The sequence below is a fragment of the Microbacterium pratiae genome (genome assembly GCF_047302165.1).
Classification (GTDB): Bacteria; Actinomycetota; Actinomycetes; order Actinomycetales; family Microbacteriaceae; genus Microbacterium.
This window is the reverse complement of the sequence record NZ_CP154843.1, coordinates 2,047,926-2,062,442: the sequence shown is the minus strand read 5'-3', so window position 1 is coordinate 2,062,442 and position 14,517 is coordinate 2,047,926. Positions and strand designations below refer to the sequence as shown.

Annotated in this window: 14 protein-coding genes; 2 read left to right on the top strand and 12 right to left on the bottom strand. The window is 70.6% G+C overall.

What is annotated here, in order from left to right; all coding sequences use genetic code 11:
- Positions 1 to 13 precede the first annotated feature (13 nt).
- From aroQ to AA0Y20_RS09635, 12 genes are all read right to left on the bottom strand, one after another.
- Positions 14 to 457, bottom strand: coding sequence for a type II 3-dehydroquinate dehydratase (gene aroQ, locus AA0Y20_RS09690; protein ID WP_412939028.1), 444 nt, complete (start codon positions 455 to 457; stop codon positions 14 to 16).
- A gap of 28 nt (positions 458 to 485) precedes the next feature.
- Positions 486 to 1,562 carry a 3-dehydroquinate synthase gene (aroB, locus tag AA0Y20_RS09685; protein WP_412939027.1) on the bottom strand — a complete coding sequence of 359 codons (1,077 nt, stop codon included), beginning with the start codon at positions 1,560 to 1,562 and terminating at the stop codon, positions 486 to 488.
- On the bottom strand, positions 1,559 to 2,068 hold the full coding sequence (locus tag AA0Y20_RS09680) for a shikimate kinase (RefSeq protein ID WP_412939026.1): 510 nt from the start codon (positions 2,066 to 2,068) through the stop codon (positions 1,559 to 1,561). The genes aroB and AA0Y20_RS09680 overlap by 4 nt, the downstream gene beginning before the upstream one ends.
- Positions 2,065 to 3,276 (bottom strand): chorismate synthase, encoded by a 1,212-nt coding sequence (gene aroC / locus AA0Y20_RS09675; RefSeq protein WP_412939025.1) that lies wholly within the window; start codon positions 3,274 to 3,276, stop codon positions 2,065 to 2,067. The genes AA0Y20_RS09680 and aroC overlap by 4 nt, the downstream gene beginning before the upstream one ends.
- A gap of 4 nt (positions 3,277 to 3,280) precedes the next feature.
- Positions 3,281 to 4,141: a shikimate dehydrogenase family protein gene (locus AA0Y20_RS09670; RefSeq protein ID WP_412939024.1), complete on the bottom strand. Its 861-nt coding sequence runs from the start codon at positions 4,139 to 4,141 to the stop codon at positions 3,281 to 3,283.
- Positions 4,122 to 5,510: an endolytic transglycosylase MltG gene (gene mltG / locus AA0Y20_RS09665; protein ID WP_412939023.1), complete on the bottom strand. Its 1,389-nt coding sequence runs from the start codon at positions 5,508 to 5,510 to the stop codon at positions 4,122 to 4,124. Before mltG ends, AA0Y20_RS09670 begins: the two co-directional genes overlap by 20 nt.
- Before the next feature lies 1 nt (position 5,511).
- Positions 5,512 to 5,982, bottom strand: coding sequence for a Holliday junction resolvase RuvX (ruvX, locus tag AA0Y20_RS09660; protein WP_412939022.1), 471 nt, complete (start codon positions 5,980 to 5,982; stop codon positions 5,512 to 5,514).
- Entirely contained in the window at positions 5,979 to 8,642 is a 2,664-nt protein-coding gene (gene alaS / locus AA0Y20_RS09655; RefSeq protein WP_412939021.1) for an alanine--tRNA ligase, read from the bottom strand. Before alaS ends, ruvX begins: the two co-directional genes overlap by 4 nt.
- Positions 8,643 to 8,709: 67 nt before the next feature.
- Positions 8,710 to 8,997: an ATPase gene (locus AA0Y20_RS09650; protein WP_412939020.1), complete on the bottom strand. Its 288-nt coding sequence runs from the start codon at positions 8,995 to 8,997 to the stop codon at positions 8,710 to 8,712.
- Positions 8,998 to 9,085: 88 nt separating this feature from the next.
- Entirely contained in the window at positions 9,086 to 9,715 is a 630-nt protein-coding gene (rpsD, locus tag AA0Y20_RS09645) for a 30S ribosomal protein S4 (RefSeq protein ID WP_091499036.1), read from the bottom strand.
- 156 nt (positions 9,716 to 9,871) lie between these two features.
- Positions 9,872 to 11,404 (bottom strand): tetratricopeptide repeat protein, encoded by a 1,533-nt coding sequence (locus tag AA0Y20_RS09640; protein WP_412939019.1) that lies wholly within the window; start codon positions 11,402 to 11,404, stop codon positions 9,872 to 9,874.
- A 3-nt stretch (positions 11,405 to 11,407) separates the two neighbouring features.
- The gene (locus AA0Y20_RS09635; protein WP_412939018.1) at positions 11,408 to 12,733 is read right to left on the bottom strand and encodes a replication-associated recombination protein A; all 1,326 of its coding nucleotides are present in this window, start codon (positions 12,731 to 12,733) and stop codon (positions 11,408 to 11,410) included.
- A 100-nt stretch (positions 12,734 to 12,833) separates the two neighbouring features.
- On the opposite strand from AA0Y20_RS09635, the gene AA0Y20_RS09630 reads away from it, so the two are divergent.
- Positions 12,834 to 13,136: a dioxygenase gene (locus AA0Y20_RS09630; RefSeq protein WP_412939017.1), complete on the top strand. Its 303-nt coding sequence runs from the start codon at positions 12,834 to 12,836 to the stop codon at positions 13,134 to 13,136.
- A 68-nt stretch (positions 13,137 to 13,204) separates the two neighbouring features.
- On the top strand, positions 13,205 to 14,467 hold the full coding sequence (locus AA0Y20_RS09625; protein WP_412939016.1) for a DUF349 domain-containing protein: 1,263 nt from the start codon (positions 13,205 to 13,207) through the stop codon (positions 14,465 to 14,467).
- The last annotated feature ends 50 nt before the right edge of the window (positions 14,468 to 14,517 follow it).

Below are 14,517 nucleotides of genomic sequence, written 5' to 3'. Positions count from 1 at the left end.
CCGAGGATCGATTCTACGCGAGGATGTCGAGCAGCTGTCGCGTCGCGCGCGCGTATCCGGCGACGCCCTCGCCGATGACGTGCACCGAAGCGATGTCGGCGACGTAGGAGTGATGGCGGAAGCTCTCGCGCTGGGAGACGTCCGAGATGTGCACCTCGGCCACCGGCAGCGCGACTCCCGCGAGGGCGTCGCGGAGCACGACGGAGGTGTGCGTGAGTCCGCCCGGGTTGATGACGATGCCGGCGCAGTCGGTGCGCGCCTCGTGGATGGCATCGATGAGCACGCCCTCATGGTTGCTCTGCACGCAGCGCACCTCGATCCCCCGCTCCGCGGCTGTCTCGGTCACGAGCGTCTCGACGTCCGCGAGCGTCTCGCGTCCGTAGATCTCCGGTTCGCGGGTGCCGAGCAGGTTCAGGTTGGGCCCGTTGACCAGCAGCAGGCGTCGGGGTGTGCTCACGCGCCCACCCTACCGATGACGAGCGGGCTCAGGCCCCGACCTCCTGGTAGGCGGCGAAGAGCAGCGACTCGTCGGGGGCCTGCAGCACGGTGGGCTTGGCGATGTCGTCGAGCACGATGAACCGCAGCATCGAGCCGCGGGTCTTCTTGTCGCGCTGCATCGTCGCCAGCAGCTGGCGCCACGCACCCGCGCGGTACGACGTGGGCAGCCCGAGCGTCTCGAGGATGTCGCGGTGACGCTGGGCTGCGGCATCCGGAAGCCGGCCGGCCAGCCGCGAGAGCTCTGCGGCGAACATCATCCCGACGGACACCGCCGCGCCGTGGCGCCACTGATACCGCTCGGCGTGCTCGATGGCGTGCCCGAGCGTGTGTCCGTAGTTGAGCACCTCGCGCAGGCCCGCCTCGCGGAGGTCCTCCCCCACGACTTTCGCCTTCATGTCGATCGCGAGTTCGATGCTGCGCCGGAACGAGGCGCTGTGCGGGTCGACAGCCGCCTCCGGATCCGCCTCGATGAGGTCGAGGATCTCGGGATGCCAGATGAACCCCGCCTTCACGACCTCCGCGAAACCGGCGACGCGCTCGTTGCGCGAGAGCCCGTCGAGCAGGTCGAGGTCGCAGACGACGGCGACGGGAGGCCAGAAGGCCCCCACCAGGTTCTTGCCCTCGGCGGTGTTGATGCCCGTCTTGCCGCCGACGGCCGCGTCGACCATGCCGAGCACCGTCGTGGGGACCTGCACGACCGCGATGCCGCGCAGCCACGTCGCTGCGACGAAGCCGGCGAGGTCGGTCACGGCGCCCCCGCCGAACCCGACGACCGCATCCGTGCGGGTGAAGTCGGCCTGGCCCATGACCTGCCAGCAGAACGCCGCGACCTCGACGCGCTTGCCCTGCTCGGCGTCCGGGATCTCGGCGAGCAGCACCTGGCGGTCGGCGCCCAGCATCTCGCGCAGGCGTTCGGCCTGCGCCGACAGCGTCGGCGGGTGCACGATCAGCACCTTGCGGGCGGCCTCGGGCAGCGCCGAGCCGACGAGCGGGAGGATGCCGCGCCCGATCGTGATGTCGTAGGGCGAGCCGCCCCCGACGGTGATGACGGTGGTGTCTGTCATGACGTCTCCTCCTGAGCCCACGCCGCGATGGCGTCGACGATGTCCTGGATCCGGCCGGTGGAAGTGTCGAAGCGCGCGTCGGCCAGCTGCTCGTAGACCTCGCGGCGGCTCTCGGCGACCTCGCGCCAGCGACCCACGGGGTCCTCGCCCTGCAGCAGCGGACGCTTCGTCCCGGCGAGGCGGGACGCGATGGTCTGTTCCGACACCGTCAGCAGGACCACCCGGTGCGAGGCGAGGTCGGACCGGGTGTCGGTGTGCAGCACCGCCCCGCCGCCGAGAGCGACGACGCCGCCGCGTCCGAGGGCCTCGGCGACGGCACGACGCTCGAGCTCGCGGAAGTGCCGCTCGCCGTGTGCGGCGAAGAGCTGCTCGATCGCGCCGTGATCGCGGACGACGAGGCTGTCGCTGTCGGTGAACGTCGAGCCGAGCACGCGCGCCAGCTTCTTTCCGATGCTCGACTTGCCCGCGCCCATCGGTCCGATCAGCACGATCGCCGCGGCGGTCATCCGATCGCGTCGTCGCTGAACGCCGCCGAGCGCAGAGTCTCGGGGATCGCCGCGAGGTATCCCTCGAGGTTGCGACGGGTCTCGGCGACGTTGTCGCCCCCGAACTTCTCGAGCACCGACTCGGCGAGGACGATGGCGACCATGGCCTCGGCCACGACACCCGCTGCCGGCACGGCGCAGACGTCGGAACGCTGGTGGTGCGCCGTCGCGGAGTCGCCCGAAGCGACGTCGACGGTGCGCAGGGCCTTCGGCACGGTCGCGATCGGCTTCATGCCGGCGCGGACGCGCAGGACGGTGCCGGTCGACATCCCGCCCTCGGTGCCGCCCGCCTTGTCGCTCGATCGCGCGATGCCCGCATCGGTCGCGAACAGCTCGTCGTGCGCTGCCGAACCGCGACGACGCGTGGTCTCGAAGCCGTCGCCGACCTCGACGCCCTTGATCGCCTGGATGCCCATCAGCGCCTGCGCGAGCTTCGCGTCGAGACGGCGGTCCCACTGGACGTGGGAGCCGAGCCCGGGCGGGAGCCCGTACGCGAGGACCTCGACGATGCCGCCGAGCGTGTCGCCGTCCTTCTTCGCCGCGTCGACCTCGGCGACCATCGCAGCGGAGGTCTCGGCGTCGAAGCACCGCAGCGGATCCGCGTCGAGCGCATCCACGTCATCCGGAGTCGGCAGCGCTGCTCCGTCGGGCACCCGGACGGGACCGATCGACAGCGTGTGGCTGACGAGGCGGATGCCGAGCTCGCCGAGGAACGAGCGCGCCACCGCGCCCAGCGCCACCCGTGCGGCCGTCTCGCGGGCGCTGGCACGCTCGAGGATCGGGCGGGCTTCGTCGAAGCCGTACTTCTGCATTCCGACGAGGTCGGCGTGGCCGGGGCGGGGACGCGTCAGGGCGGCGCCGCGCCCGCGGGAGCGCTCGGTCAGCTCGACCGGCTCGGGGCTCATCACCTCGACCCACTTGGGCCACTCGGTGTTGCCGATGCGCAGCGCGATCGGGCTGCCGAGGCTGAAGCCGTGGCGGACGCCCGTCGAGATGGTGAGTTCGTCCTCCTCGAACTTCATACGCGAGCCGCGGCCGTAGCCGAGCTTGCGCCGAGCGAGGTCGGCCTGGATGGCAGCGCGGGTGACGGGCACGCCGGCGGGAAGGCCCTCCATGAGGGCGACGAGTTCGGGGCCGTGCGATTCGCCGGCCGTGAGCACGCGGAGCATTCGTCTATCCTCCCACGAGCGCTCGGCGCATGACGGCGACGACCTCCGGCTCGCCGGGCAGCGGCTCGTCCGGCGAGCCCGAGGCGAAGATGCGGATCTGCAGCACCGCCTGGTGGAGCAGCATCGTCGCGCCCGGGTGCGCCGGTCGACCGGCAGCCAGCCAGGCCTGCGCGAGCGCTGTCGGCCAGGTGCCGTAGACGACGTCGTAGAGCGTTCCCCCGACCGCGGCGAGCCCGGCCGAGACGGCATCCGCCACCGGAGCGTCGCCCGGCAGGGTCGATACGGTCAGGTCGACGTCCCCGGCGGGGGCCTCGAGCGGAGACACGGTCACCGTCATGCCTCGACGCGCCGCAAGACTCAGCAGCGGCTCCGCCGCAGCCGGCCGTCGTGCCGCGATGTCGACACGACCGACCCCGATGCGCTCGAGGGCGAGAAGCGCGGAAGTCGCGGTCGCGCCCGCTCCGACGATCCGGGCACGGGGAGCCTCGGATGCGCCGATCTCGGCGAGGGCGGCGGACAGCCCGCCGACGTCGGTGTTGAACGCCGCCCAGCCGTCGCCGACCCGGACGAGCGTGTTCGCGGCGCCGGTGGCGGTCGCTGCGGCATCCCGCCGCCGACCGGCCTCGCATGCGAGCGTCTTCAGCGGCATCGTCAACGACAGCCCGTGGAACTCCTCGCCGAGCGACGCCAGCTCTCGCGCGAACGACGTCTCGTCGACCTGTCGTCGCCCGTACCGCCAGGGCAACCCGAGCTGCCCGTAGGCGGCGGCATGCAGCACGGGTGACCGGCTGTGCTCGATCGGCGAGCCCCACACCTCGAACCGGCGCGGCGCTCCCGCGGATGGCTCAACAGCCGCGGTTGTCATTCGCGTCGCACCACGCGTGCCACTGCTCGATGCCGGCCTGGTGCTCCTCGTAGGTCGCCGAGAAGATCGTCTCGCCGGTATCCATGTTCCAGGTGACGAAATACAGCCACGGCCCGTCCACAGGGTTCATCGCCGCGTCGATCGCCTCATCGCCGGGATTGGCGATCGGTCCGGCCGGCAGTCCCGCCCGGACGTAGGTGTTCCAGGGGTTGTCGTCCTCGAGCGCCTCCGCCGACGAGCTGGCCGTGCCGTCGTGCATCTCGTCGTACCCGTACTGGGCCGTCGAGTCCATCTGCAGGGGCATGCCGTCGGCGAGGCGATTCGCGATGACGCGGGAGACCTTGTAGAAATCGTCGGACAGGCGCGCTTCGCGCTGGATGATGGATGCCGTCGTGAGTATCTCCTCGCGGCGCTCCTGAGGAACACCCGCGGCATCGAGCGACTCGACGGTGCGGTCGACCATCGTGCGGACGATGTCGGCGGCCGACAGACCGGGATCGAATTGATACGTCGCCGGGAAGAGCCACCCCTCGAGGGTGTCGGCGGAGACACCATAGGCGGAGGGGTCGGCGATGGCGGAGGTGAAGTCCTCCGCCGACATCCCCGTGCCCTGCGCAAGCACCTCGACCGTCTGGTCCAGCGTCAGCCCTTCCCGCAGTTGCGCGGCGTTCTGCCGTCGACTCGCCGGGTCGAGGATGAGGTCGAGGGCGGCCTCCGAGGTCATGCGCTGCTGCAGCGCGTAGACGCCGGGCTGGAACGTCGGGTTCTGGGCCGTTGCGATGAGGTGGTCGTAGAACGCCGTCGGGGTCTTCGTGACGCCTTGATCGAAGAGCGTCTGAGAGATCGTCGACCCCGTGTCGCCGTCGACGACGGTGACGAGCGCCTCGCCTGTCGCCTCGCCGGGCTCGAAGTCCTTCGGCTCCTCCCAGCCCATCACGGACCGGATCTGCGTCTCGTAGGTGTTCCAGACCCACGCGGCGCCGGCGCCGATGCCTCCGATGATCGCGAGGATCACGATCAGCACCACCCACTTGGCGATGCGGCTCTTCTTCCGGTCGCGGTCGTGGCGGCTCGGGACGTCGCCCACGTCGTGCGTGCTCACCTCGCCCGTGAACAAGGCGTCCAGGGTCCCAGGGGCGGGCGCCGAGGCGGTCTGGACAGCACGCGGCGCCGATTCTCGCGAAGCGGGTTCGCGCTGCTCCCGCACCTCTGACGCGGGACCGTGCCCCAGGTGCTGCGAGGCGGGAGCGGGTGCCGGTGCGGATGCCGCGGGCACCTCCGCCGGCTCCGGCGCCGAGCTCCGGGCGGCCGCACGCGCGGCGCGCCGGCTGGTCGGGACGGCGTTGTCGTGCGGCGGACGGTCAGTCATGTCAGGGGTGCTCCTGCGAGGGTGCGACGGAAGCGCCGGGCGGGTTACCGGTGCTCTTCTCGACGTCGAGTGCTTGCTGGAGGAGCACTACGGCGGCGACCTGGTCAACAATGCTACGAGACGATCGCTGCGAGCGGCCCGAACCCCGCAGAGCGCTGTGCGCGCTGACGGTGCTCAAGCGCTCATCCACGAGCCGCACGGGGTGACCCGCGGCGACCAGAGCCTCGGCGAAACCGCGCGCGTCGGCCGTCGATGCCGTCTCGCGCCCGCTGAGCGCGACGGGCAGTCCGACCACGAGCTCGACGGCGTCGTACTCGGCCGCGAGCGCGTTGATCCGCGCGACGTCGCCGTCGCCACGAGGCACCGTCTCGACCGGCACGGCGAGCAGACCGTCACGGTCGCATCGCGCGACGCCGATGCGGGCGGTGCCCACATCGACTCCCAGGCGCACGCCGGGACGGAATCCGCTCACAGAGTGCCCGCCGCGTCGCGGACGGCGCGGAGCGCGTCGGGAAGCGCCGACGCATCCGTGCCGCCACCCTGCGCGACATCGTCGCGTCCGCCGCCTCCGCCGCCCAGAGCGGCTGCCGCGGCCTTCGCGAGCACGCCGGCCTTGGCGCCGGCCGAGCGCGCAGCGTCGTTCGTCGCGACCACCACGACGGGACGTTCTCCGACGACGGCCCCCAGTGCGACGATCGCCGCCGCGTCGGCACCGAGCCGATCGCGCACCTGCAGCGCAAGGGTGCGGACGTCATCCGCCGAGCCTGCTGTCCCCAGCGACTCGGCCACGATCTGGAACGGCCCCGACGAGGCGGCCGTCGACACGAGCTGCGGAAGCCGGTCGGCCAGCGCCCGCGCCTCGAACTGCGCGATCCGCTTCTCGGCGGCCTTGAGGCTCGCGGCGAGCTCGGCCACACGTGCAGCGAGCTGGTCGCGCGGGGTCTTCAGCGAGCTGGTGAGCTGCGACACGATCGCCCGCTCGGCCGCGAGCTCGCGGAAGGCGTCCTGACCGACGAGCGCCTCGACACGGCGGTTCGAGGCGCCGACCGACGACTCGCCGACGAGGTTGATCAGGCCGACCTCGGCACTCGACGCCACGTGGGTGCCCGCGCAGAGTTCGCGCGACCACGGGCCGCCGATGTCGACCATGCGGACGGTCTCGCCGTACTTCTCGCCGAAGAGGGCCATCGCGCCGGCGGCCTTCGCCTCGTCGAGCGACATGATGCGGGTCGTCACCTCGAGGTTGTCGCGGACCGCGTTGTTGGCGATCTCCTCGATCTCCGTACGGGTCTCGGCCGAGAGCGCCTGGCCCCACGAGAAGTCGAAACGGAGGTAACCGGCGCGGTTGAGCGAACCGGCCTGAGTCGCGGACTTGCCGAGCGTGTCGCGCAGTGCCGCGTGCACGAGGTGCGTCGCGGAGTGGGCCTGCTGCGCCGCACGGCGGTTCGCGGCATCGACGACCGTCGTCGCGGCCTCGCCGACTGCCACCTCGCCCGTCGTGACCTCGACGGTGTGGCTGACGAGACCGGGCACCGGCTTCTGGACGTCGAGCACCTCGAGCTCGTAGCCAGGACCGACGATGACGCCCTTGTCGGCGACCTGGCCGCCGGACTCGGCGTACAGCGCCGTCTCGGCGAGGATCACTTCGGCGATCTCGCCCTGAGCGGCGCGATCGACCGAGACGCCGCCGACCAGGATTCCGAGCACCCGTGAGCCCGTCTCGAGCTCGGTGTAACCCGTGAACACCGTCTCGCCCTGCGCGCGGAAGTCGCGGTAGACGCTCGTGTCGGCGAGCTGCCCCTTGCGGGACCGTGCGTCGGCCTTCGCCCGCTCGCGCTGCTCCTGCATGAGCGAGTCGAAGGCGCCGCGATCGACGCTGAGCCCTGCCTCTTCGACGATCTCGAGAGTCAGGTCGATGGGGAAGCCGTAGGTGTCGTGCAGAAGGAACGCCTGCGCACCGCTCAGCTCGCCGGCACCGGCCTTCTTGGCCTGCTCGACCGACTCGTCGAGCAGCTCGGATCCCGCAGCGAGGGTGCGCAGGAAGGTCGCCTCCTCGGCGAGGGCGTACTGCGAGAGCCGCGCGTAGTCGGTCTCGACGACCGGGTACGCCTCCTTCATCGCATCGCGCGACGCTGCGAACAGCTCGGCGAAGCTCGGTCCGTCGACGCCCAGCAGGCGCATCGAGCGGATGGCCCGACGCATCAGACGACGCAGGATGTATCCGCGCCCGTCGTTCGAGGGGGTCACGCCGTCGGAGAGCAGCATCAGCGAAGACCGGACGTGGTCCGCGATGACGCGGAAACGCACGTCGTCCTCGTGGTTCGCGCCGTAGGTCTTGCCCGAGAGCTCGACGGCCTTGTCGAGCACGGGACGCACCTGGTCGGTCTCGTACATGTTGTCGACGCCCTGCTTGATGAAGGCGACGCGCTCGAGCCCCATGCCCGTGTCGATGTTCTTGTTCGGCAGCTCGCCGACGATCGTGAAGTCGTACTTCGAGCGCACGTCGGTGATCTCGTACTGCATGAACACGAGGTTCCAGATCTCGACGTACCGGTCGTCGTCGGTCGCCGGTCCGCCGTCGATGCCGTACGCGGGGCCGCGGTCGAAGAAGATCTCCGAGCAGGGACCGGCGGGACCGGGCAGACCGGTGCTCCAGTAGTTGGTGTCCTTCCCGAGACGCTGGATGCGCTCGTCCGGCAGCGTCGAGTGCTTCAGCCACAGCTCGCGCGCTTCATCGTCCTCTTCGTACACCGTGACCCAGAGATCCTTCGGGTCGAACCCGAGGCCGCCCTCCGACTCGGGGCTGGTCAGCAGCTCCCAGGCGAACGAGATGGCGCCCTCTTTGAAGTAGTCGCCGAACGACCAGTTGCCGAGCATCTGGAAAAAGGTGCCGTGGCGGGGCGTCTTGCCCACCTCTTCGATGTCGTTGGTGCGGATGCACTTCTGCACATCGGCGGCTCGCGCATACGGCGCGGGGACGTCGCCGGAGAGGTACGGAATGAAGGGGACCATTCCCGCGACGGTGAACAGCAGCGCGGGGTCATCGGTGACGAGCGATGCGGAGGGCACGATGGTGTGCCCCTTCTTCTCGAAGTAGTCCAGGTAGCGCTGGGCGATCTCGGCGGTCTTCATCGGGTTCCTTCGGCAGGCAGGCATCGGCGTCGCACCCGGAGGCACGACGTCTCGATCGGGGCAGGTATCAGTGTGAGGAGTCGGCGTTCGTGGCCTTGGCGACCGCGTCGCGCGCGGCGTCGGCGACGTTCGCAGCCGAGTCGAGGGCGTCGGAGGCCGCGCCCTTCACGTCCGCTGCGAGACCCTCGATGCGGGCTTCCTGCTCGCGGTAGGCATCGCCGATCCGGTCGGCGAACTCGGAGATCCGCGCATCGACCTCGGCGAGCATCTCGTGACCGCGCGGATCCTTGTTGACCACGTGCGCGGCGACGAAACCGCCGGCGACGCCCAAAACGAACCACAGCGCGTTCTTCATGGCATCCATGTTAGGCGCAAAGCACGAAGGGCGCCGGGAGAACCCGACGCCCTTCGCGGCAGTGCTGAGACTCAGCGAGCCGGACGACTCAGCGCGCGGCGTAGTACTCGACGACGAGCTGCACGTCACACGTGACGGGCACCTCGGCGCGCTTCGGGCGACGCACGAGGCGTGCCTGCAGCTTGTCGAGCTCGACCTCGATGTAACCGGGGACCGGGGGCAGGACGTCGGCGTGACCGCCGGCGGCTGCGACCTGGAACGGCTCGAGCGACTCGCTCTTCTCCTTGACGTGGATGAGCTGGCCCGGCTTCACGCGGAACGACGGGCGGTCGACGAGCTGACCGTCGACAAGGATGTGACGGTGCACGACGAGCTGACGAGCCTGCGCCGTGGTGCGGGCGAAACCGGCGCGCACGACGAGCGCGTCGAGACGCATCTCGAGCAGCTCGACCAGGTTCTCACCGGTCAGGCCGTCCTTGCGGCGGGCCTCGTTGAAGGTGTTGCGCATCTGCTTCTCGCGGATGCCGTACTGCTCGCGCAGACGCTGCTTCTCGCGGAGACGGACGGCGTAGTCGCTGTCGGCCTTGCGCTTGGTGCGGCCGTGCTCGCCGGGAGCGTAGGGACGCTTCTCGAGGTAGCGGGCGGCCTTCGGGGTCAGCGCGACGCCGAGGGCGCGCGACAGACGGACCTTGCGGCGGTCCTGAGACTTCGTGGTCACGAAGCTCTCCTTCCGATGACGTGGTCGCGACGTTCACGACTCACGGACGTATCTCCGTCTCCTCGCCCGTCTCGGACTGCACGCCGGGGCACGCCGAGAGGTCTTGATCAAAAGAGAGGGATGCCCGAAAACTGGGCTTCGAGCCGGTCGAGTCTATCAGACGGCGCCTGCGTCGACCGCGGCAGCGAGATCGAGGATGCCGTGCGGGTAGAACGGTGTCGCGTCCCGGCGTAGGTCGGCGATGCGATGCCAGCCGACGGAGGTGTCGCCGTCGAGGACGGCGAGATGCTCACCCCGCGGCAGCGTTTCGAGCACGACGCTGCGCACCGCGAAGACGTGCGCGATCTCATGGCCGCTCTTCCGGCCGTTGTCGAAGATGTTCTCGCTCACCGTGAGCAGCCTCAGCTCATCGACCTCGGCGGCGAGTTCCTCACGCAGCTCGCGACGCATCGCGGCCGCCGCCGTCTCGCCGTACTCGATGCCGCCGCCCGGGGCGCGGAGGAACGGGCCCGAACCGGCGGCGCCCGCGTACTCCTCGGCGAGGACATACCCCTCGGAGACGACGACGGCCACGGAGATCGCGCGAATGCGATGCGGTGCGACGAGCTCGGCAGCGTACGCCTCGACCGAACGGCGGTAGGCCGGCAGATGCGGCGCTAGAGCCCGCAATGCGGTGCGCAGTGCGGGCGCCGGTTTCTGATCGCTGAACAGCGCGAGTGCCTCGAAGGCCCGGGCTGCGTCTGCGAGGCGATCGGTGTCGGGGAATCTGTGCAGAAGCGCCAGCGCGCCCGAGGCATCCCCGACGTTTCGCAGCGAGCTCGCCAACTGGATGATGCACGCCGAGCGCCGCTCGCCGGTCAGCCCGCTGTCGAGAGCCGTCCGGTACAGCGGGATCGCCTCAGCCTCTTCGCCGAGGTAGTCGTGCAGTGAGGCGCGCTCGTAGCTGCGCACCGCGTCGTCGGCCCCGGCGGCGATCTCGTCGAGTTCCGCCCACAGCGCGTCTGCGCTCTTGTCGCCCGCCGCATCCCAGAACGCGTCGAACGGATCCGAGGCGTCCGCGGCGTCCTCCGCGCCGACGTCGTCACGTGAGGAGAACGACGAGAGAAGCGTGCGCACGCGCGATTGCGTCGCACTGAGTGCGGGGTCCACGTTCGGCGCCGCCGCGAACCGGACGAGCGCGCGCACGGCCGGGCCGCTGTCGCTGCTCTGCCCCGCCGTCAGGTGGTCGAGCAGGGCGGATGCCGCAATCGTCCGCACCCGCCCGGTCTCGTGCTCGCCCCATTCGGGTTCCGCGACGCGCACGCAGTCGGCAGCGATGATCACGTGCCGACGCCGGCGAGCGTTCGCCGCAGCCCACTCCGCGCCGGCATCGAAGACGGCACCCGCGCGGTAGCCGGTCTCTTCTCGCAGTTCGCGCACGCCCGCGCTCGTCGCATCCTCGCCGGGATCGATGAGGCCACCGGGCAGCTCGGCCAAGACGCGCTGCGGGCCGACCCGGTACTGGTCGAACAGGACGACGGTGTCGTCCGCGGTCAGGGCGATGACGGCGACGGTGTCGCCGACGTCGACGACATCCCAGTCGCTCTCGCTTCCGTCGGGCAGCCGGTAGCGGTCGCGTCGAACGCGGACGTAGCCGTCGAAAACCGGCGACGAGCCCAGCAGCGTCCAATCGTGCACGGTGTCGTCCACTGCTCAGTCCCCCAGGATCTTCCGGAGCTTATCGACCCGCGCGCCGATCTCGCGCTCGACGCCGCGGTTGGTCGGCTCGTAGTACCGCTTGCCGCGCAGCTCGTCGGGAAGGTACTGCTGCGTGGCGACTCCGACCTCGAGGTCGTGCGGGTACACATAGCCCTTGCCGTGCCCGAGTCGTTTCGCACCGGCGTAATGCGCGTCGCGGAGGTGCTTGGGGACGCGGCCGAATCCCCCGGCGCGGACGTCGGAGATCGCGGCGTTGATGGCGTTGTACGCCGCGTTCGACTTCGCGGTGGTCGCGAGGTAGGCCGTCGCCTCTGCGAGCGGGATGCGTCCCTCCGGCATCCCGATGAAGGCGACGGCGTCGGCCGCGGCTACGGCGATCGTCAACGCCTGCGGATCGGCGAGGCCGATGTCCTCGGATGCCGAGATGACCAGGCGCCGGGCGATGAACCGCGGATCCTCGCCCGCCTCGATCATGCGCGCGAGGTAGTGCATGGCGGCATCGACGTCCGACCCGCGGATCGACTTGATGAAGGCGCTGATCACGTCGTAGTGCTCGTCACCCTGCCGGTCGTACCGGAGAAGGGCGCGGTCTACGGCCTGAGCGACGTGATCGGCGCTGATGACGGGGGCCGCATCGCCTTCGACGGGCTCGGCCATCGTCGCCGCCGCCTCGAGCGACGTCAGCGCGCGTCGGGCGTCGCCGGATGCCAGCCGGATGAGAGCCGTCCGCGCCTCGTCGGCGAGGACGATCGAACCGGCGAGTCCGCGGGCATCCGTGACGGCGCGGTCGATGAGTCCGCCGAGGTCGTCGTCACTCAGCGGCTGCAGGGTGAGCAGCAACGAACGGGAGAGGAGCGGAGCGACGACGGAGAATGAGGGATTCTCGGTCGTCGCCGCGATGAGCAGAACCCAGCCGTTCTCGACCCCCGGGAGGAGGGCGTCCTGCTGAGCCTTCGTGAAGCGGTGGATCTCGTCGAGGAACAGGATCGTCGAGATGCCGTACAGATCGCGCTGCGTCATCGCCTCCTGCATCACCTCGCGGACGTCCTTGACTCCGGCGGTCACTGCCGAGAGCTCGACGAAGCGGCGTCCCGACGACCGGGCGATCGCCTGCGCGAGTGTCGTCTTACCGGTTCCGGGTGGCCCCCACAGGATGACGGAGACCGCGCCCGCGCGATTGCCGTCCGGTGATGCGAGCGCGACCAGGGGCGAGCCCGGCCGCAGCAGATGCCCTTGTCCGGCGACCTCGTCGAGCGAAGTGGGGCGCATGCGCACGGCGAGCGGCGTCTGCCCGGAGAAGAGCGCGCTCGAATCGGTCATCCTCTCAGGCTAGTCGCGCTCACGGACACGGGGATTTTGTCGCCGCCCCGGCCGTCGCCGTAGGCTTGAGCGGCCCGGAACGGGGCGTGGAGGAGGCAACGTGGCAGGTCGCGGAAAGAACCGGGACGATCGTGCGGCGCAGGAACGCGCTCGTCTGTACGCCGCCCGTCGCGAATACCACGACGGTCTGACCCGGCGCCGGTCGCGCGACAACCTCGTCGCCGCCATCGCCGGCGGTGTCCTGATCGTCGCCGCGCTGGGTGCCCAGATCGCGTACTTCACGGCCGGCCCCGGGGCCCCGAGCCCCGCCGAGACGCCGGCGCCGTCGCCGAGCGCGACCTCGACTCCGACGCCGACCCCGACGCCATCGGATTCCACTCCGGCGACGATCCCGACGCCCTGACCCCCTCCGTACTAGGCTGTCCCCCGACCTGACCCCCATGCGGCGCGAGCCGCGACGAGGTGCCTTCCGTGACTTCCACCCCTGACTCCACGATCACCCCCGCCGACGACGCCCCGTGGGGTCGCGTCGACGACGATGGCACCGTCTCGGTGCGCGAGGGGGATGAGTGGCGCGTCGTCGGCCAGTACCCCGACGGCACGCCGGATGAGGCGCTCGCCTACTTCCAGCGCAAGTTCTCCGACCTCGCCGGCGAGGTGACGCTCGTCGAGGTACGCCACCGCCGCGGCGGAGCGTCGGCCACCGACCTCCGGTCGACGGTGACGACACTCCGGTCCCGCATCGCGGGAGCTGCCGCCGTGGGCAACCTCGCCGCCCTCGAGGCGCGCCTCGTCGCGCTCGAGGGTGCGCTTGACGCCGCTTCCGAGTCCGAGGCCGCGGAAGCCAAGCAGGCCCTCGATGCGGCCATCGTCGAGCGGACCGCGCTCGTCGATGCGATCGAGGCCATCGCCGCTCGCGACCCCAAGTCGATCCAGTGGAAGCAGACGTCCGCCGAGGTCAACGACCTCTTCGAGCGTTGGCAGCGTCACCAGGCCGATGGCCCGCGTCTGCCCCGCGGCATCGGCCAGCAGTTGTGGAAGCGGTTCCGCGACGCGCGGTCGACGATCGACAAGCACCGCCGCGAGTTCTACGCGAGCCTCGACGAGACGCACAAGAGCGCACGCGACGCCAAGCAGCGCCTGATCGAGCGTGCCGAAGCTCTTGCCCCGCGAGGCGAGGACGGCATCGGCGCGTACCGTGACCTGCTCGAGCAGTGGAAGCAGTCCGGTCGGGCCGGCAAGAAGGCCGACGACGCCCTCTGGGCGCGATTCAAGGCCGCGGGCGACGCGCTCTACGGCGCACGTGCCGAGCGCGAGCATGCCGACGCCGAGGCGTCGCAGGAGAAGATCGTCGCCAAGCGCGCCCTGCTCGACGAGGCCGCCGCCGTGACCGCCGAGAAGGACACGGCCGCCGCGCGGGCGCTCCTCACCGGCATCCAGCGCCGCTGGGACGAGATCGGTCGCATCTTCCCCCGCGACAAGGAGCGCGCCCTCGACGACGAGCTCCGGAAGGTCGAGCAGTCCGTGCGCTCACGCGAGGACGCCGACTGGAAGAACAACAACCCCGAGACGAAGGCACGTCAGGGCGACATGCTGTCGCAGCTGCACGACGCGATCGCGAAGCTCGAGGCCGAGGTGTCTGAGGCTGAGGCCTCCGGCGACCAGCGCGCCATCAAGCAGGCGAAAGAGGCGCTCAGCGCCCGCAAGGCCTGGCTGAGCGCTCTCGGCGGCTGACGCCTCCCCCGCCGCGCCGTCTGTGGAGGCAGCGCTCTCCACAGATCGGC